Source organism: Streptomyces sp. UC4497, from assembly GCF_054871485.1.
Genome location: NZ_JBTYHB010000012.1, coordinates 129,882 through 152,821, shown reverse-complemented (window position 1 = coordinate 152,821; position 22,940 = coordinate 129,882). Strand labels below are relative to the sequence as shown.

At 71.7% G+C, this 22,940-nt stretch carries 18 protein-coding genes and 3 tRNA genes; 6 read left to right on the top strand and 15 right to left on the bottom strand.

Annotated elements, in window-relative coordinates; genetic code table 11:
- Positions 1–51 precede the first annotated feature (51 nt).
- Complete coding sequence (locus ACYSUO_RS19220) at positions 52–1,338, top strand: RNA polymerase sigma factor (RefSeq protein ID WP_461777367.1); 1,287 nt, start codon at positions 52–54, stop codon at positions 1,336–1,338.
- A 125-nt stretch (positions 1,339–1,463) separates the two neighbouring features.
- Here the strand turns inward: ACYSUO_RS19220 and ACYSUO_RS19215 are convergent, their stop codons facing one another.
- From ACYSUO_RS19215 to ACYSUO_RS19200, 4 genes are all read right to left on the bottom strand, one after another.
- Complete coding sequence (locus ACYSUO_RS19215) at positions 1,464–3,380, bottom strand: ABC transporter ATP-binding protein (RefSeq protein ID WP_461777366.1); 1,917 nt, start codon at positions 3,378–3,380, stop codon at positions 1,464–1,466.
- On the bottom strand, positions 3,380–5,119 hold the full coding sequence (locus tag ACYSUO_RS19210) for an ABC transporter ATP-binding protein (RefSeq protein WP_461777365.1): 1,740 nt from the start codon (positions 5,117–5,119) through the stop codon (positions 3,380–3,382). Before ACYSUO_RS19210 ends, ACYSUO_RS19215 begins: the two co-directional genes overlap by 1 nt.
- Positions 5,120–5,316: 197 nt before the next feature.
- On the bottom strand, positions 5,317–6,747 hold the full coding sequence (locus tag ACYSUO_RS19205) for a xylulokinase (RefSeq protein ID WP_461777364.1): 1,431 nt from the start codon (positions 6,745–6,747) through the stop codon (positions 5,317–5,319).
- Between the two features lie 67 nt (positions 6,748–6,814).
- A complete protein-coding gene (locus ACYSUO_RS19200) occupies positions 6,815–7,126 on the bottom strand; it encodes a YtxH domain-containing protein (RefSeq protein WP_461777363.1) in 312 nt (103 codons plus the stop codon).
- Positions 7,127–7,306: 180 nt separating this feature from the next.
- Between ACYSUO_RS19200 and ACYSUO_RS19195 the strand changes: the two genes are divergently transcribed.
- The 3 genes from ACYSUO_RS19195 to ACYSUO_RS19185 all read left to right on the top strand — a co-directional run bounded on the left by ACYSUO_RS19195 (position 7,307) and on the right by ACYSUO_RS19185 (position 7,708).
- A tRNA-Asn gene (locus ACYSUO_RS19195) sits at positions 7,307–7,379 on the top strand.
- Positions 7,380–7,384: 5 nt separating this feature from the next.
- A tRNA-Asn gene (locus ACYSUO_RS19190) sits at positions 7,385–7,457 on the top strand.
- Positions 7,458–7,634: 177 nt separating this feature from the next.
- Positions 7,635–7,708: transfer RNA gene (locus ACYSUO_RS19185), tRNA-Ile, on the top strand.
- A gap of 130 nt (positions 7,709–7,838) precedes the next feature.
- Here the strand turns inward: ACYSUO_RS19185 and ACYSUO_RS19180 are convergent.
- From ACYSUO_RS19180 to ACYSUO_RS19130, 11 genes are all read right to left on the bottom strand, one after another.
- Complete coding sequence (locus ACYSUO_RS19180) at positions 7,839–8,876, bottom strand: rod shape-determining protein (protein ID WP_461777362.1); 1,038 nt, start codon at positions 8,874–8,876, stop codon at positions 7,839–7,841.
- 483 nt (positions 8,877–9,359) lie between these two features.
- A complete protein-coding gene (locus tag ACYSUO_RS19175) occupies positions 9,360–9,941 on the bottom strand; it encodes a hypothetical protein (RefSeq protein WP_461777361.1) in 582 nt (193 codons plus the stop codon).
- Positions 9,922–10,749, bottom strand: a complete 828-nt coding sequence (locus ACYSUO_RS19170; RefSeq protein WP_461777360.1) for an FkbM family methyltransferase — start codon at positions 10,747–10,749, stop codon at positions 9,922–9,924. Before ACYSUO_RS19170 ends, ACYSUO_RS19175 begins: the two co-directional genes overlap by 20 nt.
- A complete protein-coding gene (locus tag ACYSUO_RS19165; protein WP_461777358.1) occupies positions 10,746–10,988 on the bottom strand; it encodes a Trm112 family protein in 243 nt (80 codons plus the stop codon). Before ACYSUO_RS19165 ends, ACYSUO_RS19170 begins: the two co-directional genes overlap by 4 nt.
- Positions 10,978–11,892 (bottom strand): hypothetical protein, encoded by a 915-nt coding sequence (locus tag ACYSUO_RS19160; protein WP_461777357.1) that lies wholly within the window; start codon positions 11,890–11,892, stop codon positions 10,978–10,980. The genes ACYSUO_RS19165 and ACYSUO_RS19160 overlap by 11 nt, the downstream gene beginning before the upstream one ends.
- A gap of 6 nt (positions 11,893–11,898) precedes the next feature.
- Positions 11,899–12,645 (bottom strand): class I SAM-dependent methyltransferase, encoded by a 747-nt coding sequence (locus ACYSUO_RS19155; protein ID WP_461777356.1) that lies wholly within the window; start codon positions 12,643–12,645, stop codon positions 11,899–11,901.
- Positions 12,642–13,940: a condensation protein gene (locus tag ACYSUO_RS19150; RefSeq protein WP_461777354.1), complete on the bottom strand. Its 1,299-nt coding sequence runs from the start codon at positions 13,938–13,940 to the stop codon at positions 12,642–12,644. Before ACYSUO_RS19150 ends, ACYSUO_RS19155 begins: the two co-directional genes overlap by 4 nt.
- Entirely contained in the window at positions 13,937–18,175 is a 4,239-nt protein-coding gene (locus tag ACYSUO_RS19145; protein WP_461777353.1) for an alpha-(1->3)-arabinofuranosyltransferase, read from the bottom strand. Before ACYSUO_RS19145 ends, ACYSUO_RS19150 begins: the two co-directional genes overlap by 4 nt.
- Positions 18,172–18,927, bottom strand: coding sequence for a class I SAM-dependent methyltransferase (locus tag ACYSUO_RS19140; RefSeq protein ID WP_461777352.1), 756 nt, complete (start codon positions 18,925–18,927; stop codon positions 18,172–18,174). The genes ACYSUO_RS19145 and ACYSUO_RS19140 overlap by 4 nt, the downstream gene beginning before the upstream one ends.
- Positions 18,924–20,078, bottom strand: coding sequence for a glycosyltransferase family 4 protein (locus tag ACYSUO_RS19135; RefSeq protein WP_461777351.1), 1,155 nt, complete (start codon positions 20,076–20,078; stop codon positions 18,924–18,926). Before ACYSUO_RS19135 ends, ACYSUO_RS19140 begins: the two co-directional genes overlap by 4 nt.
- Before the next feature lie 181 nt (positions 20,079–20,259).
- Positions 20,260–21,270 (bottom strand): PorA family protein, encoded by a 1,011-nt coding sequence (locus tag ACYSUO_RS19130; protein ID WP_461777350.1) that lies wholly within the window; start codon positions 21,268–21,270, stop codon positions 20,260–20,262.
- 220 nt (positions 21,271–21,490) lie between these two features.
- Between ACYSUO_RS19130 and ACYSUO_RS19125 the strand changes: the two genes are divergently transcribed.
- Complete coding sequence (locus ACYSUO_RS19125; RefSeq protein WP_461777349.1) at positions 21,491–21,643, top strand: hypothetical protein; 153 nt, start codon at positions 21,491–21,493, stop codon at positions 21,641–21,643.
- 37 nt (positions 21,644–21,680) lie between these two features.
- Entirely contained in the window at positions 21,681–22,877 is a 1,197-nt protein-coding gene (locus tag ACYSUO_RS19120) for a helix-turn-helix domain-containing protein (RefSeq protein ID WP_461777348.1), read from the top strand.
- Positions 22,878–22,940 lie beyond the last annotated feature (63 nt).

Here is a 22,940-nt window from a genome sequence, read left to right as displayed (position 1 = left end):
CAACGCACGCCCCTCGTGGCGGCACTGTGTCGTACTCCACACTGGGTTGCGGTGCCTGAGTCCTCGGAGCGCGGCCGGAGCCCGGACAACGGGTCCGACACCCCCGCGGTTCCGCTCATCGCGTACGGGACGGACAGCGGCGAGGCCGTCGTTCCCGCCCCCCTGCCGCACGCCTCAGATGCGATCACTTTGGAGGTCGCCCCCGTGCAGACCCAGACCCTCGCCCAGAGCGACAGCACAGCGCAGGCCCTCGCCGAACCCGAAGCCGCGCCCAAGGGTGCCGTGCCGCAGGGCGACGTACTGGCCTCTGTGCCCTCGCAGAGCCGCGTCGAGCACCATCCCGAGGCCGAGCCGGAGGAACCGGCCGGCCCCCAGGAGTCCGTGGACCCGCCCGAGCCGGTGCGCGGCGCCCGCACCGAGAGCGCCAGTCCGTCCTCCGACCTGTTCCGGCAGTATCTGCGCGAGATCGGCCGGATCCCGCTGCTCACCGCGGCCGACGAAGTGGACCTCGCGCGGCGCGTCGAGGCGGGCCTGTTCGCCGAGGAGAAGCTCGCCCACGCCCCGGATCTCGACTCCCAACTCGCCCTGGACCTCGACAAATTGGTGGTCATGGGCCGGATGGCCAAGCGCCGCCTCATCGAGGCGAACCTGCGCCTGGTCGTCTCCGTCGCCAAGCGGTACGTGGGCCGCGGTCTGACCATGCTCGACCTGGTTCAGGAGGGCAATCTCGGCCTGATCCGCGCGGTCGAGAAGTTCGACTACGCCCGCGGCTACAAGTTCTCGACGTACGCGACCTGGTGGATCCGCCAGGCGATGAGTCGCGCCCTCGCCGACCAGGCGCGCACCATCCGGGTCCCGGTCCACGTCGTCGAGTTGATCAACCGGGTCGTCCGCGTGCAGCGCCGCATGCTTCAGGAGCGCGGGTACGAGCCGACCCCCCAGGAGGTCGCCGTCCACCTCGACCTGACGCACGAGCGGGTCAGCGAAGTGCTGCGCCTCGCTCAGGAGCCGGTGTCGCTCCACGCCCCCGTCGGCGAGGAGGACGACGTGGCGCTCGGCGACCTCATCGAGGACGGCGACGCCACGAGCCCCGTGGAATCGGCGGCGTTCCTGCTCCTGCGCGAACACCTGGAGGCCGTGCTCTCCACGCTCGGCGAGCGCGAACGCAAGGTCGTCCAGCTCCGCTACGGCCTCGCCGACGGCCGCCCCCGGACGCTGGAGGAGATCGGCCGCATCTTCGGCGTCACACGCGAGCGCATCCGCCAGATCGAGTCAAAAACCCTCAACAAACTCCGCGACCACGCCTTCGCGGACCAACTGCGGGGCTACTTGGACTAGTTCCACATCAAGCCCCGTCGGCGGTTCGGCCACATCAAGCCCCGCCGGCGATTGAGGCGCGGGGCCCGGGGCAGAGCCCCGCGACCGCAACCCCGACGGGGCAAGAGATCAGGCGGACCTGGGAATCAGTCCACCTCGGCCACCGCCTGAGCGAACTGCGCCTCGTACAACCGCTGATACGCCCCGTCCGCAGCGACCAGCGCCTCGTGCGAGCCCTGCTCCACGATCGCCCCGTTCTCCATCACGAGAATCGTGTCGGCGTCCCGGATCGTCGACAACCGGTGCGCGATCACGAACGACGTCCGGCCGGAGGCCAACCGCGCCATCGCCTTCTGGATCAGCACCTCGGTCCGGGTGTCGACGGAGGAGGTCGCCTCGTCGAGCACGAGGATCACCGGGTCGGACAGGAACGCCCGCGCGATGGTGATCAGCTGCTTCTCACCGGCGCTGACCCCGGTGCCCTCGTCGTCGAGCACCGTGTCGTACCCGTCGGGCAGCGTCCGGATGAACCGGTCGGCGTGCGCGGCCTTCGCCGCCTCCTCGACCTCCTCGCGGGTGACGTCCTTCGGGGCCCCGTACGCGATGTTCTCCGCGATGGTCCCGCCGAACAGCCAGGTGTCCTGGAGCACCATGCCGATCCCGGCGCGCAGCTCCTCCCGCGACATCTTCGCGATGTCGACGCCGTCGAGCGTGATGCGCCCGCCCGTGACCTCGTAGAACCGCAGCAGCAGATTGACGAGGGTCGTCTTGCCCGCGCCCGTAGGACCGACGATCGCCACCGTGTGACCGGGGTCCGCCGTCAGCGACAGGTCCTCGATGAGCGGCTTGTCCTTCTCGTAGCGGAAGGCCACGTGCTCGAACTCGACGTGCCCGCGCAAATGATCCGGCTTCTCGCCCTGCTCGGGGTCGGCGGACTGTTCCTCCGCGTCGAGGAGTTCGAAGATCCGCTCGGCCGATGCCACACCCGACTGCACCAGGTTCGCCATCGACGCGACCTGCGTCAGCGGCATCGAGAACTGCCGCGAGTACTGGATGAACGCCTGCACGTCACCGATGGAGAGCGAGCCGCTGGCCACCCTCAACCCGCCCACGACGGCGACCAGCACATAGTTCAGGTTCGAGATGAAGAACATCAGCGGCTGCATGATCCCGCTGTTGTACTGCGCCTTGAACGAGGCCTGGTACAGCTCCTCGTTCTGCTCGGCGAACTGCTCCGCCGACTCCTTCTGCCGGCCGAACACCTTCACCAGGTTGTGCCCGGTGTACATCTCCTCGATGTGGGCGTTGAGCTTGCCGGTGGTCCGCCACTGCTGGACGAACTGGGGCTGCGCCCGCTTGCCGACCTTCGCCGCGACGATCACCGACAGCGGCACCGTGATCAGCGCGACCAGTGCGAGCAGCCACGAGATCCAGAACATCATGGCGAGCACGCCGATGATCGTGAGCAGCGAGTTGAGCATCTGCCCGGTCGTCTGCTGCAGCGTCTGGCCGAGGTTGTCGATGTCGTTGGTCGCCCGGCTCAGCACCTCGCCGCGCTTCTGCTTGTCGTAGTACGACAGCGGAAGCCGGGAGAGCTTCTCCTGGAGGTCGCCGCGCAGCCGCGCCACGGCCAGGTTGATCAGCCGGTTCGCTATCCGCGTGCCGATCATCATCGCGAGGCCCGCGCACGCGAACACGGCGAGCCCGAGCAGCAGCACCTCGCCGATCGCGCCGAAGTCGACGCCCTGGCCCGGGGTGAAGTCGACGCCGCCGAGCATGTCGGCCATGCCGCCTTCACCCTTGGCACGCAGGCCCTCGATGACCTGCTCCTTGGTCTGCCCGGCCGGCAGCTGCCCGCCGATGACCCCGCCGAACAGCAGGTCGGTGGCGCGGCCGAGGATCTTCGGCCCGACCACCGAGAGGGCGACGCCGATCACGATCGCGGCCAGCACCCCGGTCACCGCCGCGCGGTGCACGGTGAGCCGCTTCAGCAGCCGTTTGCCGGACCCCTTGAAATCCATCGAGCGGGCGCCCGGCGCGCCCATCGCTCCCGGTCCGGCCATCAGGCGGCCTCCGCTTCCGTCAGCTGGGAGAGAACGATCTCCCGGTACGTCTCGTTGTCCGCCATCAGTTCGTGGTGGCGGCCGGTGCCGACGACCCGGCCCTCGTCGAGCACGATGATCCGGTCGGCGTCGCGGATGGTGGCCACGCGCTGGGCGACGATCACCACCGTCGACTCGGCCGTCTCGTTGCCGAGCGCGCGGCGCAGGGCGGCGTCGGTGGCGTAGTCGAGCGCGGAGAACGAGTCGTCGAAGAGGTAGATCTCCGGCTGCTGCACGAGCGTGCGCGCGATGGCGAGCCGCTGGCGCTGACCGCCGGAGACATTCGTGCCGCCCTGGGTGATGGGCGCTTCGAGCCCGCCCTCCAGCTTGCCGACGAAGTCCTTGGCCTGCGCCACTTCCAGCGCGTGCCACAGCTCCTCGTCGGTGGCGTCCGGACGCCCGTAGCGCAGATTGCTCGCCACGGTCCCGGAGAAGAGGTACGGCCGCTGGGGCACGAGCCCGACCGTCCTCGCCATCAGCTGCGGGTCGATCCCGCGCACGTCCTCGCCGTCGACGTACACCGTGCCTGCCGTGGTGTCGTACAGGCGCGGTACGAGGCCGAGCAGCGTCGACTTTCCGCTGCCGGTGGAGCCGATGATCGCGGTGGTCTCGCCGGGCAGCGCGACCAGGTCGATGCCGTGCAGGATGGGCTCCTCGGCGCCCGGGTAACCGAAGTCGGCGCCCCGGATCTCCAGGTGCCCGTGGCGGCGCAGCTCGCGCACGGCGGCCTTCTCCGAAGGCGGCACGACGCTGGTGTCGGTCGTCAGGACTTCCTGGATGCGCTCGGCGCAGACCTCGGCGCGCGGCACCATCATGAACATGAACGTGGCCATCATCACGCTCATCACGATCTGCATCAGATACGCGAGGAACGCGGTCAGGTCACCGATCTGCATGCCGCCGCTGTCGATGCGGTGGGCGCCGAACCAGACGACGGCGATGGACGCGACGTTCACGATCGTCATCACGAACGGGAACATCAGTGCCATGATTCGCCCGGTCGCGAGCGAGGTCTCGGTCAGATCCCGGTTCGCCTCGCCGAAGCGGCCCTTCTCGAAGTCGTCCCGGACGAAGGCACGGATCACGCGGTTGCCGGTGATCTGCTCGCGCAGCACCCGGTTCACGGTGTCCAGCTTGACCTGCATGGACCGGAACAGCGGCCGCATCTTACGGATGATCAGCGACAGCACGATCGCCATCACGGGCAGCACGGCGAGCAACACGCCCGACAGCGGCACGTCCAGGCCGAGCGCCATCACGACACCGCCGACGCACATGATCGGCGCCGACACCATCAGCGTGAACGTCATCAGGGCCAGCATTTGGACCTGCTGCACGTCGTTCGTGGTCCGGGTGATCAGCGAGGGCGCCCCGAACTGGTTGACCTCGCGCGCGGAGAAGGACTGCACCCGGTCGAAGATCCCGGCCCGGACATCGCGCCCGAACGCGGCGGCGGTACGGGCGCCGTAGAACACGGCGCCCATGTTGCACACCACCTGGGCGACGGTGACGCCCAGCATCAGGGCGCCGTACTCGAGGATGTAGCCGGTGTCGCCGTTCACGACACCGTTGTCAATGATGTCGGCGTTCAGAGTGGGCAGATACAGCGAGGCACAGGTCTGCAGGAACTGCAGCAGCACCAGCAGCCCGATGGGTTTCTTGTACGGACTGAGATGGGTCCGCAGAAGTCTTATGAGCACGCTCGGTCTCTCGGTGGTCGGCGGGTGTGGGAGGAGCGGTGTTCGGGGAGGGGGATCGATCCGCGCCGACGCCGAAACGGCGACGCATGGACCCCTATCGTCGAACACTCCACCCGCGTTACCTCAACCGAATTAACCAAGAGCGCCCAAAGGTTCGGCGGACGCGGGGTTTGTGGAACGGCCGGGAGCCGGGAGCGTCAGGCGAACGCGCCGGGGTGGATCTGGTCCCGCACGGCCCGGTACTGCTGCCGCACCGCCTGGCCCACCGGCAGCTCGTCGCCCGCCTCGAAGACCTGCGCCGCAGCCCCCTGCCACTGCGGCAACTGCCCGTTCAGCGCCCACGCGGCCTGCCGCGCCGCGCCGATCGCCGCGTAGTCCGCGGGCTGCGGCACCACGACCTGCGCCCCGAACACGGCCGGCGCCACGCTCTGCACGGCGTGCAGCTCGGAGGCGGCGCCCAGCAGGAACACCCGCCGGATCTCCACGCCACGCCCGCGCAGCACGTCCATCGCGTCGGCGAGCCCGCACAGCATGCCCTCGAAGGCGGCCCGCGCCAGGTGCTCGGGCTTCATGGACTCTCTTCGCAGCCCGCTCAGCGTCCCCGCGGTGTGCGGCAGGTTCGGCGTCTTCTCACCCTCCAGATAGGGCAGGAGTACGAGTCCGTGGGCGCCCGGCGTCGACTTCATGGCCAGCTCGGACAGCTCCTCCAGGCCTCCGTCGAGCCCCAGCATCTCGACCGTGCCCCGCAGCGCCCGTACGGCGTTCGACGTATGCACGACGGGCAGGTGCATCCCGGTCGCGTCGGCGAGCGCGGTGATGGAGCCGCTGGAGTCCACGAGCGCCTCGTGGTGCACGGCCATCACGGAGCCCGAGGCCCCGAGCGAGACCACGGCGTCGCCGGACTGCACGCCGAGCCCGAACGCGGCGGCCATCGTCTCCCCGGTCCCGGCCGAGATGACCAGCCCCTCCGGGGTCCGCCCGGCCGCCTCGCCGGGGCCGATCACCTCCGGCAGCGCCACCTGGTGCCCGAGCGCCAGCTCCACCAGATCGGGCCGCCACGTGGCGCTCGCCGCCGACCAGTACCCGGTGCTGGAGGCCCCGCCGCGGTCGGTGGTCCGGCGCGCGGGCCGGCCGAGCAACTGCCACACCAGCCAGTCGTGCGCCTGCATCAGGGCGGCCACCTGCTCCGCGTTCTCCGGCTCGCTGCGCGCCAGCCAGCGCAGCTTGGTCACCGGCAGCGCCGCCTGCGGCACGCTTCCGACGGCCTCGGCCCACGCCTCGCGCGAGCCGAGCCGGTCGACCAGGTCCGCGGCCGCGACCTGCGCGCGCTTGTCCCCGCCGACCAGGGCCGGGCGCACGGTGTTGCCCTGCGCGTCCAGCGGCACCACGGTGTTCTGCTGCGCGGAGACCCCGATGGCCTGCACGCCTTCCAGCAGCCCCCCGCCGGCGGCCTCGCCGAGCGAGAGAAGCCACGCCTGGGGATCCACGTCGGACGGCCGTCCGCCGCCTTCCGGTGCCTCCAGCGGGTGCGGGGCGTACCCCTGCCGCAGCACGGCCCCGGTGTCGGCGTCACAAACGACTATGCGCGTAAATTCGGGCGAACTGTCCAGCCCGGCGACTATCCCCATGACTGAAATTCTGCCGTACCGCCGGATGATCCTGTGCCGTCGGTCTCGTGCCGTGGGGTCCGGGGCGTCAGGTGTTGCTGGTGCCCCAGTCGTCGGTCGCCCCTTCGTCGGCGGGGCCGCCGCGCTCGCGCAGGGTGCGCACCCGGTCGGCGACCGAGTCGGGCACCTTGCTCTCGACCTTCTCGCTCACCGAGTGGAAGGCCTTGCCCGCGACGTTCCGCGTCTGCTGCGCCGCCGTCTCCGCCGTATTGCGCACGGCCGGGTTCTGGGCGATCTCGCGCGCGGACTTCTTCAGCTTCTCGTAGCGCTCGCGACCTGCCCTCGTGCCCAGCACGTAGCCCAGGGCCAGACCTGCGATGAATGTGAGCCGATAGCGCATGGTCGGCCACCCTTTCCGTAGTGAGGCGTCGTGGTCAGTGCGGTCCTCGTGGAGCTTGTTGATCACCTGAGGGATACCGATTGGCGGAGCACCCCCCACCTTGCGCTAATGTATGTGTCGCAGCGAGCGCACGCCGCCTGGCAAGTACCCAGGTGGGTTCGTTCGAAGCAACGAGGTCATTCCCCTGTAGCTCAATTGGCAGAGCAGTCGGCTGTTAACCGGCAGGTTACTGGTTCGAGTCCAGTCGGGGGAGCTCGATCTCCTGTAGCTCAATTGGCAGAGCAGCCGGCTGTTAACCGGCAGGTTACTGGTTCGAGTCCAGTCGGGAGAGCTGTGAACAAGTCCCTCCGGAGTCCACTCCGGAGGGCTTTTTCTTGCCTGGTGGAACCGTCCGCGCGCGCGGGGAGTCCTCATGGTCGTGCAGAGCCGGACCATCCGAGGCAGGAGATCGTATGAGCGGCTATGCTGCGGCAGACGGCGCGCACACTTGTACGCGCCACGCCGAGACGGGGCGGTAGCTCAGCCGGTTAGAGCAGCGGACTCATAATCCGTCGGCCGTGGGTTCGAGTCCCACCCGCCCCACCGCAAGTACGCGGCGCAGAAACGATGCGACCAGCTCGTACGTAACCTGATGGCCCGTCACGGAAACCGTGACGGGCCATCTGTCATCCGATGGGCGGGCGCGGCGCCCGGGGGCGCGCGCCGCGCCGGGTCAGTCGGTCAGCGGGCTCAGGGCCATCGGCTGGATCCTGCCCTCCAGCATCTCGCCGAGCCCGCGCACCGCGCACACGTCGGGGCGCTCGGCGATGTGCACCGGGACGCCCGTCGCGGACCGCAGCATCTGGTCGAGGCCGGGCAGCAGGGCGGAGCCGCCGACCATCATGATGCCGCGCTCCGTGAGATCGGCGACCAGGTCGGGCGGGCAGTCGCGCAGCACCCTGCCGATGCCGTCGAGGACGGCGGTCAGCGGGGTGTGGATCGCGCTGCGCACGGCGGCGGTGTCCACGTGCACGGAGCGGGCCAGGCCCGTCGCCACGTCGCGGCCGTGGATCTCGGTCTGCTCCGGGCCCTGCGGGGTGAGGCCGTTGCCGCTCAGGGCGACCTGGAGGGGGCGTACGGACTGGGACGGCAGCATCAGCGCGTGGTGCTGGCGCAGGTGCTGGACGACCGCGTGGTCGATGGCGTCGCCGCCGACGGGGATACGGGCCGCCGTCACGATCGAGCCGAGCGAGAGGACCGCGATCTGGGTGGTGGCCGCGCCGCAAACGATGATCATCGTGGCTTCGGGCTGCTCCACCGGGAGGCCGCAGCCGACCGCGGCCGCGATCAGGGTGTCGACCAGTTCCACGCGGCGGGCGCCGAGGCCGATGAGGGTCTCCATGGCCGCGCGCTGGGCCAGCGGGTCCGCGTCGTGCGGGATGGCGGCCGCCGCGCGGAGGCGGGGCTTGCGGCGAAGGGTGCGGCGGAGCTTGTCGCCGAGCAGGTGGCGCAGCATCCGCTGGGCCATCTCGATGTCGACGACCGTGCCGCCGGAGACCGGGCGTACGACGCGGATGTAGTGCGGGGTGCGGCCTGTCATCTTCTCGGCGAACTCGCCGACCGCGATGAGCGCGCCGGTGCGGGTGTTGACCGCCGCCGCGCTGGGCTCATCGACGACGAGGCCCGCGCCCTTCACGTACACGCGGGTGCGCGCGGCACCCAGATCGACGGCGAAGTGGCAGCGGCGCAACTGCTCCAGACTGGCGGTCATGGCAGATCCTCCCGAGAGCGCGGACCGTGGTGGGCTCGCCGGATGGCGACCCTTCTGGCATCCTGCGGTCGCGCGCGGGAGGGCGCTCGTTGGAGTAGGCCGGGCGGGTCCACGAACGCCGGGGCGCCGCCTCCCGTGGGACGTGGGAGACGGCGCCGCTTCGGTGTCCGACGGTGTTACACCAGCCAGCCGAGGAAGTGGGCGAGGCCGGCGACGATGTCGGTGATGACGTTCATGTGACGCGTTCTCCTAGCGATGATGCAAAGTGCATTGGTGATGCAAAGTGCATATGGGACTTGGGACTTGAGATGTGCATCGCGATGCGGTCGCTACGGTCTGCAGCCCGTTGCTTGCGCACCGTAAGCATCGTTGTTCACGTACGTCCCATGCAAACTCTTCGGCTACGACCACCTGTTCAAGGGAACAACTGCGCCCCTGTTCGTTTCTTGTGTTCGTATTCCGGTTGGGCTCCGCGGGTGAATCTCAGGCCTCGTACCAGCGCTGGAGCAGCCCCCAGGTGAACTCCGCCCGCACCTCGCGGGGTGTTCCCGCCTCGTCCGGGGCGCGGAACGCCAGGCCCCAGCGGGTGGGCGCCGAGCCTTCGAGGGGGCGGGCCGGGGCGAAGGCGCGGGCCGCCTCGTCCACCGTGCAGGACCAGGGCGTCAGATCGGCGAGGGTGCGCAGGGCCGGGCCCGGGGTGCCGGGGGTGCGGATCAGCCACTCGTTCCAGATCCCGCCCGTGGGGGCGAGCAGCACCTCGAAGCGCAGGTCGGGCCAGAGCGGCACCGGCCACAGCAGCGCCTCGCACTCCAGGTCGCCGACCTTGCGCAGCAGGGTGCGCTCCGGGGCGCCGAGCACGGACCGGTAGCGGGAGACCGCCGCCTGCGGGTGGCGGGAGTGCAGCTTCGCCTGCCAGCGGCGGTTCGCCTCCCGCATCTCGGCGACGGAGACCCCGAGGTCGGCGCGGGCGGTCTCCACCAGCTCCGGGTTGTGGTCGGCCATGCGGCGCAGCAGGACCAGTTGGAAGTCCAGCGGGGTGAAGGGCTCAGCGGGGCGTCCGGACATGCGCTCCATGGTGGCTTACGTCGCCGGGGGCCCGCCCGTCCGGCAGGAACAGCACCGAGTTCACGTACCGCGGGCGGCGCCCGGCCGGGGTGAGGGCGCGGCGCAGCAGGCCCTGCGAGGCGATGTGGGAGGTGCCGCGCTGATGGGCCGCCAGATCGTAGGAGGGCAGGGGCAGCCAGTCGGTCTCCGGCAGTACCCAGCCCTCGTAGCCCTGGGCGCGCAGATGGTCGACGACCGGGGCGATCGGCTGGATGCGGGTCTCCAGCTCGATGAAGAGGGCGGGCCGGTCGTGGGCGAGCAGGGCCCGGGCGCCGCGCAGCACCCGCAGCTCCGCCCCGTCCACGTCGATCTTGATGAAGTCGACGTCGCGCAGGGCGAGTTCGTCCAGGGTCACGCAGGTCACCTCGCGGCCGGTCGTCGCGTGCAGGTCGTCGCGGCGGACCAGCGAGGAGACCCCGCGTTCGCCGCGCTCGTCGTGCGGCGGCTGCCACAGCGGGGCCGTGCCGGGGCGGTCGCTGGCGGCCGCCCTGACGACCCGCACGTTCGCCGGCGCGGACGCGGCGAGCACCCGGGCCAGGTGCGGGACCGGTTCGAGGGTGATCACGCGGCGGGCCAGGACCGCGAGGCGGTGGGTCCACGGGCCGTACCAGCCGCCGACGTCGACCGCCGTGCCGCAGGCCCCGGCGGCGGGCAGCATGTCGGCGAGCCGGGTCAGCTCGGGCTCGAAGCGCGGGTACAGGGCGCGGGCCGTCGCCGCGGTCAGCCGGGCGGGCAGCCAGGGGGCGATCCGGGCGGCGAGTGTCGTCATGGCAGCGTCCGTTTCGCCTGCTCGGCCCGTTGCAGGAGCTGCTCGTGCTCGCCTTCCGGGACCTGTTCGCCGGACGACGGGAGGAGCTGCGGGATGCCGTCGACGATGGGGTAGCGGCGGTGCAGCCGGGGGTTGTAGAGGCTGTCGCCCGTGTTCCCTTCCGGCGCGGGCAGCAGGAGCAGGGGCCCCTTGTCGAGCGGGCAGGCGAGGATCTTGAGCAGCGGGTCGTCAGGGTTCATGCGGGAGCAACTCCCTTGGTTCTTGGTCCGGTTGTGTGGGGGCGTCGTGCTTCGGCATCAGGAGGAGCACGGTGACCGCGAGGGCCGTGCCCGTCAGGCGCAGCGTCAGGCGCACCGGCTCGTGGGGGAGCGACTCGCCGAACGCGAGCGTGCCGAGGACCGCCGTGAACAGGCAGGTCACCGTGGTGCACACCGGGACGATCAGCGAGGCGCGGCAGCGTTGCAGGGCCGCCTGCGACATGACGAGCCCGAACGCGCCCGTGCACATCAGCAGATACGGGTACGGGGAGGCGAACAGGGCCGGGATGTCCGGGAGCACGCCCGACACGCCCTTGATGGCGAGCGAGCTGACCCCGTAGAGCAGGCCCACCGCGACCCCGTACTCGACACCCGTGGTCGGGAGCCGGTGGCGGTGCCGCGCGCGGCGTTCCGCGGCGGCGTACAGGGACAGGCCCGCCGCGAGCGAGGGCACGCACACCAGGAGGATGAGGGGCGCGGGGGAGCGGTGCCCCACGGCGTCCGCGTCCTGCTCCAGCGAGAGCACCACCATGAGCAGCGCCGCCAGGATCGCGGCGATGGCGTAGCGCTCGCGGCCCGAGGTGCGTTCGCCGAGGAGCCGGGCCGACAGGAGCAGGAGGATGACCAGGCCGGAGACGAAGATCCCCTGGGCCGCCGCGATGGGAAGCGTCCGGTAGACGGCGAGCTGGGCGCCGAAGCCGGAGGCCAGGGCGATGGATCCGGCCAGCCAGAGCGGGCTCGTGACCACCTGCCGCAGGAGGTGGGCGGGGCGGCGCACGCTCACTTCGGGCAGCCGGGTGAGGGCCCGCTTCTCCAGGACGAAGCCCACGCTGTAGAGCGCGTTGGCGAGCAGTGCCGCGCCGACTCCCCATGCCACGGCGGGCATCGCCGCTCACGTCCTTCGTGCGTGCAGGAGAAGGATCGAGGCGAGGGACGGGGCCGCGCAGGCGAGCCGGTCGAGGGGGCGCAGCGGGCGGGGCACCCCGTGGAACGGAGCCCCCGCGAGGCGTACGACCTCGAAGCCCGACGCGGCGACGAACTCCCGCAGGGCGCGGGCGGTGTAGAGGCGCAGGTGGCCGACCACTTCGGTGCCCGGCCTGCCGTGGATCGCGCGCAGGCTCACCTCCGAGAAGACGGGCTGTACGCCGGCGAGCAGCAGGGCCCGGTTGTACCAGGCGGCCAGGTTCGGGGTGGACAGCATCAGATGGCCGCCCGGGCGCAGGACGCGGCGGATCTCGTCGAGCGCGGCGTCGGGGTCGACGAGGTGCTCGACGACCTCGGAGAGGAGGACCGCGTCGGCGGACGCGTCCGCGAACGGAAGGCCGTGGCCCGTGAGTTCGCCGCGTACGACGCGGGGGACGCGGCGGGCCGCGCGGCGCAGCGCGTCCTGCGACCAGTCGATGCCGATGAGGCGGTGCTCGTCGGGTCCCGGCAGGAGGCGGGCGGTGGTGGCGGCGGCCGTGCCGTCGCCGCAGCCGATGTCCAGGACGGTGGCGCGGCGGGTGCCGGACAGGGCGGTGGCGAGGATGCGGGCCTGGCGGCGGGTGCGGGGGGTGCCGGAGGCCACCGGGACGGTCGGGTTCTCGTAGAAGTCCCTCAAGTCCTTTGGTGGGGCTTCGAGTTCGGTGTGCGTGGTCATGGTGCCTCCTCCTGCGTCGCGTGGAGGTGCTGCTCGAAGAGGTCGCGCAGGCGGGCGCCGTCGCCGGGCCCGAGCAGGGTGCGCGACCAGCGCAGGGCCAGGTGGAGCCGGCCCGCCGTGGACGCCGTCGTGAAGGTGAGGCCGCGCGGCATCCGGGCCGGGGCCGAGAACCAGACGGCGCGGGCCTTGCCGCCGTCGCCGAAGTCCAGCGGGTAGGGGACGCGGCCGATGTTGCTGAGCAGGGTGGTCGACGTCCATGGCGCCGCCGCCGTGCGCAGGGCGCGGGTGGCGGCGGCGCGCCAGGCCACCGGGGCGTAGGGGCTGGTCAACAGCGCTGCCCCGTGGCCGAGTTGGGGTCTGGGCTGGGACTTGAGGGTCGCGGTGCGGGTGGCCGTGAGGCGCAGGAGCGTGGGGGTGTCCTTCTCCAACTCGGCTGGCGTGAGGGCCAGTTCCACCAGGCGGGTGCCGTTGCCGATGGGCATCGTCGTGTCGCGCGGGCGGTCGTCCACCGGCATGGTGACGCGCAGGGGGCGGCGGGTGTGGTGGGTGCCGTGCTCCTCGTTCCAGTCGGCGATCGTGCGGGCCGTGGCCACCATCAGCTGGTCGTTGACCGTGTACGGGGCGCCCTTCGGGCGGCGCGGCACCGACAGTTCGGTGACCACGAGGCCGTTGCCGGGGCGGGGGTCGGGGGTGCCTGCGGAGACGCGGGCCGGGCGCGACCAGGGGGAGGGCGGGGGTTGCGGAGGGCGTGGGCTCAGGAGCGGGGGAGTGGTGGGCGGTGGGGAGTTGTCGCGGCCGGAGTAGAGCTCCGCCGCGGTGGCGATGACGCGGAGGCAGGCGGGGCCGTCGAGGGCCGTGTGGTTGATGGTGACGAACAGGACGGTGTTCCGCGTCTGTGGGTCCTCCACCGCTTCCAGGCGGATGGGTGGGGAGGCGGTGAGGGGTGGGGCGTCGGCGAGGGAGCGGGTGCGGGCCTCGTGCAGGGCGTTCGGGGTGGGGGCCGGGAAGGAGACGGGGGGTACGTCCGGGGTCTTGGTCAGTTCCCACTCGTAGCGGCTGCTGTACCAGTGGCGGGGGGCCTCGCGCATGAGGATGCGGGGGTGGTGGTGGAGGGCGTTCGTGAAGGCGTGGGTGAGGCGGGTGGGGTCGAGGCGGGCAGTGAGGTGGATCTCGATGTGGACGGTTTCCGGTTCGCGGTCCTGGAGGCAGTGGCGGGAGACCTCGTCCACGGTGGGGAAGGGGATGCGGGTGGGCGGGTTGCCGTTGCCCCGGGCGGGGCGGTCCAGGGTGGTCATGGGGCGCTCCCCGGGGGTGTGGGTTTCTGCGGGGGTGTGGGGGTGCGGTTCGGGGGAGTCGCCCCTTCCGCCCCTTCCCGTCCCGTCGTTGGGGCTGCGCCCCCGGGGGTTGCGGACGCGGGGCTCTGCCCCGGACCCCGCGCCTCAAACGCCGGCGGGGCTTGATTTGGCGGCGTGAACGTCGCCAGCGCTGCGAACAGGGCGATCAGCGCCAGGAGTTGGGCCGCCGTGCTGTATGCGCCCGCGCCCTCGCGGACCGGTTCTCCCGCGCCTGTTGCGGCCACCGCGCCCGCCGCCGTCATCGCGACGAACGCGATCGGGATCAGGAGCGTGTGGCGTTTCCAGGAGAGGAGGGCGAGGGCCGGGACCAGGGCTGCCCAAGGGCCCGCGATCACGATGCCGATGGCCGTGAGCAGGGCCGTGCCGATGATCCAGCCGGGGGGTGGCGGGGGCTCGGGGAGTGACTGTTCCGTGTCCCGCCTGCGCCACAGGCACAGCGCGCCGAGGATCAGGATCGCCGCGCCGGACGCGAACAGGCCGATCTCGTAGGTGCGGGCCGGGGCGTAGGAGAGCTCGACCGTGCCGCTCGCTCCGCCGGGGATCAGCCACGCCTGCTGCCAGCCGTCGAGGCGCAGCGAGCTCAGCTTCTTGCCGTCGAGGGTGGCCTCCCAGCCGTCGTTGGCGTTCTCGTACATGGTCAGGTACGTCGACTCGCCCGCGTCGACCCGTACTTCGCGGCGGTCGCCGAGCCAGTCGCGGACCGTGAGGCCGCGGACGGTGGGCGCCGCCTCAGTGGTGGCCGTCGTGTTCGTGAGGGTGATGTCCGTGAGGGAGAGGGGGCCCAAGGGTGAGGTCTTCAGGGTGTGGCGGCCCGCGGGGAGGTCCGGCGCGTCGCCGCACGGTTTCACCGTGACCGGGCGGCGTTCCGTCAGGGCGCGCAGGGTGCCGCTCGCCGAGGTGCGGTGGCGGGTGCCGTCGATCGTGATCGTCGGGCCCTTGCCGCAGGGGAGGCTGAACCGGCGGTCGGGCGTGGGCTGTTCGACGCGGTAGGCGTCGAGGGTCGGGATGTAGGCCTCGGTCAGGCCCACCGGGAGTTGCAGGTCCTTGTCGGCGACCGGGTTGTGGACCTTGAGCGGGGCCGACTTGGTGATGGTGATGTCCAGGCGGTCCGTGGTGATGGGTTCGAAGCGGGCCACGCCGTTCTTGTCGACGCCGGCCACCGCCGCGCCGTCCGGACTGCTGATCTCGATCTCCTCGGGGCGCGTGGTGAGGCCGCCGGCCCCGGCGAGGACGAGCGTGGAGACGGGCTGCTTGTCCGGCCAGCGCAGGTGGATCGTGGGGTCGTCGCCCGCGATCCAGGCCGTCGTCAGATCACCGTCGGTGAGATTGCGGGGCGTGGTGTTGAGGCCCAGCTCGGCCGTGGAGTCCGCGGTCGCCGTCATCTTGCGGCGCTGGTCGGGGGCCAGGTCGTAGAGGAGCTTGTCGAGCGCGGGTCCGGGGGTGGGGGCGGCCTTCGCCTCGATGTCGTACGTGGACTCGCCCGTCGTCGTGAAGACGCGGTTCAGGGAGCGCTCGGTGTCGGTGAGGGTGAGGGCGCCGTCGCTCGTGGCGCGGTAAAAGGAGTACTGGTCGGCCTGCTCGGAGTCGGACGGGAGGCGCAGCGCGCGGGTCGCCCTGACGCCGGGGATGTCGATGGACGTGAATCCGGCGCCGGTGAGCCCGGGGCGGGCGCGCTGGGTGTCGAGGATTGTCACACGCAGCCAATTGGCGGTGCCCGCAGGCGACTTGATCGCCTGGCGTTTGCCGTTCGGCTGGATGTTGGCCGTCGTGGAGCCCTTGTCCGTCTCGATCCGAACGCGGGTCGGGGCCGCCCGCACGTTGTCCTGCGGCAGCGGTGTCAGATGGATGGTGGCCGGGATCCGTGTCGGGCCGGAGAAGTCGATGCGCGCCCATTCGCCCTTGGCGGAGTCGGGGGCACCCTCGACCCACGCCGTGTCGGGGTCCTTGTCGAAGGCGTTCACCGGGTCGAACTGGGGAAGGTGCAGCAGCCAGTTGCCGCTGGAGGAAGCCGTGACCGAGCGGGCGCCCTGGATGTCCGCCGTCGTCTGATGGGTCAGGCCCTCGGTCGGCAGGATCTGCTTCGGCGGCTCGTCCGGGTTCTCGGAGGAGTTCGGGCTGTTGCGTTCCTTCGGCGTGTACGGGTACGAGGTGTTGGTGTTGACCAGGCCGAAGCGGGTGTCCGCGCGGCGCAGGCCGTCGGCGGCGATCCGCAGGGCGGGGTTGCCGATGCCGGGGTGGTTGTCGCCGGTCAGGACGGCGGGGCGGTTCAGGAAGGACGGGTCGGCGGAGAGCTGGAGCAGGGCCTCGGGGCCGCCGCTGACCTCCGCGGTGTTCCCGACCGGGAGCAGGCCCGCCTGGCCCGGCCGGTCGGCGTCGTCCCGCGGCGCGTAGATCTCGACGGCGCGGCTGCGCGGGTAGAGGCCCTCGATCTGGATCGGCGTCTTCTCGGCGATGCGGCCGCCCGTGGTGAGCGGGCCGAAGCCGGTGACGCGCTCATAGCCGGACTCGGACAGTGTCCGCTTGACCGTGGCCGTGGGGACGTAGCCGAGCTGGTCGGGGTCGAGGTCGCCGCGGACCACCACGTAGTGCAGGCCCGCCCGGCTCAAGTAGTCCTGGAGGCCCGGTACTTGGGTTCCGCTCATCAGGGCCTGCTCGACGGCGTCCATGGCGCGCCGGTTGCCGCGCGTGCCGAACGGGACGTAGTCGCGCTGCGCCCAGCGGGACTCGGCGAGCACGTCGAGCGGCTGGTCGATGGGGGAGCCCCAGGTGTAGATGCCGTGGGCGGTCGCGGGGACGACCAGGGCGCGGGAGTCGGGCGAGTACTTCTCCAGCCAGTCCGCCGTCGTCTGCCAGTACGTGGGGAGCTTCTGGAACGCGCCCGGTTGCAGGATCGAGCCGTTGAGGTACGGCCAGGCGAGGCCCGGCACGATGAGGATCGCGGCGATCAGCGTGGCGTAGCGGCGGGCGCGCACCGGGCGGGCGCCGCGCGGATTGGCGGCGACGCCCACGAGGTGGGCGATGCCGAGGGCGAGGGCGAGCGCGATCCCCGTCTGGAACTTGTAGATGTTGCGGAACGGGGCGAGGCCCCCGTCCAGCCACGACTGCACCGTGTCGTGGAAGGGCGCGCCGAGCGAACCCCCGTATCCCGCAAGGAGGATGAGGGCCGCCGTCATGACCGTAAGGAGCAGCCAGCGGCGCTCCGGGATGTCGCGGCGCGCCAGGCCCGCGAGCCCGATCGCGGCGGCGAGCGCCGAGCAGACGATGACGACCACCGACGTCGCCACGGCCCAGCCCGCGGGCAGCCAGGCGTCGCCCAGATGCAGATACGCCACCCAGTTCCCGGCCCCGCGCAGCGCCTCCGTCGCGGACATCGCCTCGGTCGTGGTCTGCGAACTCTCCACGTACGGAAGGAAGTTCTCGCCGTGGATGCCGAGCAGGACGAGCGGGATCGTCCACCAGGCCGTCGCCAGGACCACCGAGGGGAGCCACCAGATGATCTGGCGGCGTTTGCGGGCGGACGGTGGCCGCGAGAGCAGATACAGGCCCACGGGGAGCAGGGATGCCAGCGTCGAGGACGCGTTCACGCCACCCATGAACGGGATCAGGAGGGCCGACCGTGTGGCCGAAATGCGGGCCGTCGTACGGGGGTTGGTGAGCGGGAGCAGCACCCACGGCAGGAACGCGCCGGGCAGCGCCGCCGCCGACGTCGAGCCGATGACGATCGTGAACGTCGGCCACAGCGCGTACGCCACCGCTCCGAGCAGCCTGCTGCCCGGCGCGCCGACGCCGAGACGTTCGGCCAGGCGCAGGGCGCCCCAGAAGGCGACGGTCACGATGATCGACATCCACAGCCGCTCGGCCAGCCACACCGGGATCTGCAGCAGATCGGTCAGGCCGTAGTACGGCAGCATCGGGAACGCGTAGCCGATGTACTGGTCGGCGATCCCGCCGAAGCCGGCTCTGTCGTGCCACAGCTCCCCGAGGTCACCGAGGAACTTCCAGGGGTCCTGCGAGACGCCGAGCTTCGTCTCGAACGTGGCACGCCCCGGCTGCACCGCGCAGAACGCGACGAACAACACGGCCCAGAACGCGAACAGCCAGCGGCGCGCACGCGGACCCGGTTCGGGATCCGGGTGCGTCGCCGCGGCGGGTGGGGCCTGGACCACGGTCGTCATGGACACCGCCTGAGGATGAGGAGAAGGTTCCAGGTGGCGAACTCGCGCACGCCGGGGACCCGCGTGACCGCCTCCGCGAGGAACGGCCAGTAGCGGGAGCGCGCCGCGACGACCGACACGTCGTCGCGGGCGCGCACATGGCGCAGGGTGGGGCCGATGTGATGGGCGAAGAGGTTCTCGCCGAGGGTGTGCTTGGGTGCCCGGCCGGTACGCCGCAGATAGCGGGCCCGCGCGCGGTCGGCGCCCAGGTAGTGCCAGGGCGCCCACTCGTGACCGCCCCACGGGGACAGCCAGTTGGTGAACGCGACGTAGATCAGGCCGCCGGGCCGGGTGACCCGGATCAGCTCGCTCATGAACGTGTCGCGGTCGGCGACGTGCTCCAGGACGTTCGAGGAGAACGTGACGTCGGCCGACGCGTCGTGCAGCGGCAGCAGATAGCCGTCCGCGACCACCGTGCCGGCCGGCGGATCGGTGCCGAGCTCCGCGGTGTCCGGCTCGAAGAGGAGGGCCTGCGCGCCGCGCGAGCGGAACTCGCGTGTGAAGTGCCCGCTGCCGCCGCCCACGTCCACGACGACCTTCCCGGCCACCTTCCCGTACGCCTCGACCTGGTCGGCGGCGTCCCGGGCGAGCAGCGCGTAGCACGTCTCGGGATCGCGCTGCTCGCGCAGGAACGCCCGGAAGAGCGCGAGCGAGCGGGCCGGCGACGGATCTCTGAAGCCGGCGCGCCCCTTGACCCCCGTGGCCGCCGTCATGGCGTCCAGCCCCGCACCGCTTCCGCCGCCACCGCGCCGAACTGCCGCACGGTGTGGGCCCATCGGTAGCCGGAGGCCCGCTCCTGGGCCGCCTTGCCCATCAGCTCGCGGCGGTGCCCGGACAGGGCGAGCGTGCACCAGGCCGCCGCGAAGGACGACTCGCCGTGCGCGAGCAGTCCGGTGGCGCCGTCCTCGACGGAGTCGCGCACGCCCGGCACGTCGAAGCCGACCGCGGGAGTGCCGCGCGCCGCCGCCTCGGTGATGACCAGGCCCCAGCCCTCGACGGCCGAGGGGTGCAGCAGCAGCCAGGCCTCGCAGAGCAGACGGTGCTTCTCGGCTTCGGAGACATGGCCCGTGAACTCGACTCCCTCGCCCGCCAGTTGGCGCAGGCGTGGCGCCTCGGGGCCGTCCCCGACGATCGCGAGCCGGCCGCCCGTCACCGGACGCACCCGTTCCCACAGGCGCAGCAGCAGGTCGATCCGCTTGTACTCGACGAGCCGGCCCATCGCCAGGAACAGCGGGTCCGGGGAGCGGTCCGCGGCCGGGCCCGGCTCCTCGACGCCGTTCGGCACGAGGCGGATCCGGTCCTGGTCCACGCCGATGGCGTGCAGCGCGTGCGCCGTCGACGGCGAGACGGCCACGAGCAGATTGCGGCGCTGGGCACCGGAGAGCGCCCAGTGCTCAAGTCTTCGGCCGAGGTGGGCCGCGGGCGCGAGCGGTCCGCGCAGCCGCATCTTCCACAGGTCCGTATGGACGTGGTTGACGAGGCAGATCGTGGGGCCGCGGTGCCACAGCGGGGCCAGGTACGGCATCCCGTTGCAGACCTCGACGAGCAGATCGCAGTCGCCCACCTGGCGGGCGAAGGCCGAGCGCGCCCGCAGGTAGTGGGTGTGCTCCCCGCCGGCGGAGACGACCCGGTAGTCGCGGAAGGCCGCCGGGCCGCCGCACAGCAGCGTCACCTGGTGGCCCTGGCGGGTCAGTCCGTCGGCGAGCCGGTCGACCAGGAGCTCGGAGCCGCCCGCGGCCGGATTGCCGAGGTCGCGGTGGGCGAGGAACACGATGCGGCGCGGGTGTGGGGGGTCGGCCTGCGGATGCCGCGCGCCGGGTGGGGCCGACGTGGCGCGCAGCGGGAGGGGCACGTGCTGGGGCATTGGTGCTCCAACTCGTCGGGCGTACGCGGGTGTTCGGGCGTACTTGGGTGTACTGGCAGGTACGGTGCCGAGGCTGTGCGGAGCCTGTGCACGGGGTGGGGAGGGACAGTTTTCGCCCCGCTGTTCGATGCGGCTACTCACCCGCGTGACAAGTTTCGGTCCGTATTTGACTGACGTACCGTCACATCGTGGAGGTTTCCAGGGTCGTCGGGGACGTATCGGGATCCGGACGCTGTGACCCTTCCGGCTCCGACCTGCCACCCCTGCCCCGTACGACGAACACCAGACCGGCCGCCACGAGCAGCACACCCAGACCACCCGCCAGCAGCGGCAACGTCGTGCCGATCAGCGTGAGCCGGTCGTTGTCGTCCTGCGCGAGCGCCACCTGGTCGCGCTGCGTGTCCGGGGTGAAGGCGATCTTCCGGCTGTCCAGGAGTACGGCCGCGTCCTTGTCCGTGCCGGGTGCGCGCAGCGTCTTGCGCGGGCCGATGGCGGCGTACAGGACCCGGCCCGTGCGCTGGTCGACGACGAGCTCGACGCCGTGGTTGGCGTACCACTCCTCGGCGAGGACCTGGCTCTTGCTGGGCTGTCCCACGATCCGGCCCGGTACGAGCCGGGAGCCGGTCCTGGCGGGGGCGACGGTGCCGGTGAACCGGTAGCCCTCGTAGCCCTGCACCTTGGTCACGCCGCTGAAGCGGAGCGGGACCGTCGCGCCGAGCGTGTTGTCCCACCAGGTGTAGGTGCGCTTCTCCACGTTGAAGGGGAACTTCAGGTAGGCCTCGCCGCTGAAGGCGGGCTGCTCGCCGCAGCAGTGCACGGCGGCGTTGGTCTTCCGGTCGGTGACCCAGCGCTCCAGGGTCCATTGCAGCGAGTCGTGCGGATCGGCCGCCGGGAGGGTCTTCGCGGTGTCGACGGACGTCGTCACGTCCCAGACCGCCCGGCCGCTGCGCTCGCTCGCGGCCACGTCGCCGCGGGCCTGCCGGGTGATGGTGAGCTTGCGATCGCGCACGGTCTTGATCTTCTCGGTGTCGAAGTAGCTCCCGGTTCCGGTGAACACGGTCGTCGCGTCGATGTCGATGCTGGTGCGCTCGGCGCGCGGCTCCACGTACCAGGCGAGCAGCCCCGCCAGGACGAGCAGGAACGTGCCGAGACCTGTTGCGACCAGCGAGAATGGTGAGGCTGTACGGCGCATCCGGCACTCCTGGTGGAAGGGCATCCGCGCTCTTTTCGCGGGCGGCCGGTTATGGGCCGGGAACCGTAGACGTACTCTTGACGAAGTGTCAACGTCGTGTGGAGACTGGGCACTTGAGACGGACGGCACGCCGTACGTCGCAATCGCACGGGTGGGGAACGACCTCGATACCCCGATCGGAGAACTCCGGATCGGGCACGGACGAGAGGCTGACCCTGCGATGAACCGACTGCTCGCCGCCGTGCTGTCCGCGGCCACGGGAGCCGCGCTCGCCTTCGCGGCCGCCTTCGGCGTGCTCGCGCTGATCAACGCGACGCCGGACCAGCCCAATACGCCCCTGGTGACCTACGAGACGCCCGGCCAGGGCGGCTGAGCCGGTGCCGGCCACCGCTCGCTCCGCATGGTGCGACGTGCCGCGCCTCCAGGCCAAGCAGTTCGTGGCGCTCGCCCTCGACGAGGCACCGCGGCTCGCCCGGGACATCCTCGACGAGATCCATCGCGAGTTTCCCCAACTGCCCGTCGTACTCGACGAGTCGGGCGAGGCGGTCGCCCTCGTCGGCATCCGCCGCGCCGTCGAGGACTTCGTGCGCGGCTTCGCCGACGGGGCCTCGGACGGCCTCCCGGAGGGCCAGGCACCGGCCCTCTTCCAGGAGTTCGGACGCGGCCAGTCCCTGCACGGCCGCAGCCTCGACTCGCTCCAGGCGATGTACCGGCTCGGCGTGAAGATGGCCTGGCGCCGCCTCGCCGACATCGGACAGCGGCTGCACATCCCACCCCCGGCGATGTACGAACTCGCGGAGGCCGGCTACGAGTACCTCGACGGCCTCGTCGACCAGTCGGTCCGCGGCTACGCGGAGGCGGCCGCCCGGCAGGCCGGTGAGCGGCTGCGCCAGCAGCGCAAGCTGATGGACCTGCTGCTCGAAGGGCGGACCGCGGCCCCCCGCGACCCCGTGCAGGCGCTCACCGAACGGGCGGCGCGCATCGGATGGCCGGTGCCCGCACACGTCGCCGTCGGCGTACTGCTCCGGCCGGCCCGCGACGCGGTCGCCCCCGCCGTCGGGGCCGACGTCCTCCTCGACATGGAACCGGAGCGGCCCCGGCTCGTCCTGTCCGAACCCGACGCCGCGGGCCGCGCCGATCTGCTGCGCCGCGCCCTGTCCGGCTGGACCGGGGCGATCGGGCCGCCCGTCGCGCCCGCCGATGCGGCGAAGTCGCTGCGCTGGGCCGAGGCGGCGGTCGGCCTCATGGAGCGCGGACTGCTGCCCGACGCCGAAGTGGTGCAGTGCACCCAGCACACCCAGGCCCTCGTCCTGCTCCAGCCCGAGGAGCTCGTCGACGACCTCGCGCGGCGCGCCCTCGAACCCCTCACCCGCTGCGGCCCCGCGCACGCGCGGCGGCTCGCCGAGACCCTGCTCGCCTGGCTGGAGACCCGCGGCGGCGCCCCCGAGGTCGCGGCCCGGCTCGGCGTCCACCCGCAGACCGTCCGCTACCGCCTGCGCCAGATCCGGGAGCTGTGGGGCGACGAGGTCGACGATCCGGACCGCCGCTTCGAGCTGGAACTGGTGTTGCGGGCCCGGCGCCTTCGGGGGGAACTCGGGCCCGTGTAGCCGTTGAGGTAGCCGTAGGCGTCGGTGCCCCGTGCAGACCGTGTACAGGGCACCGGATCACCC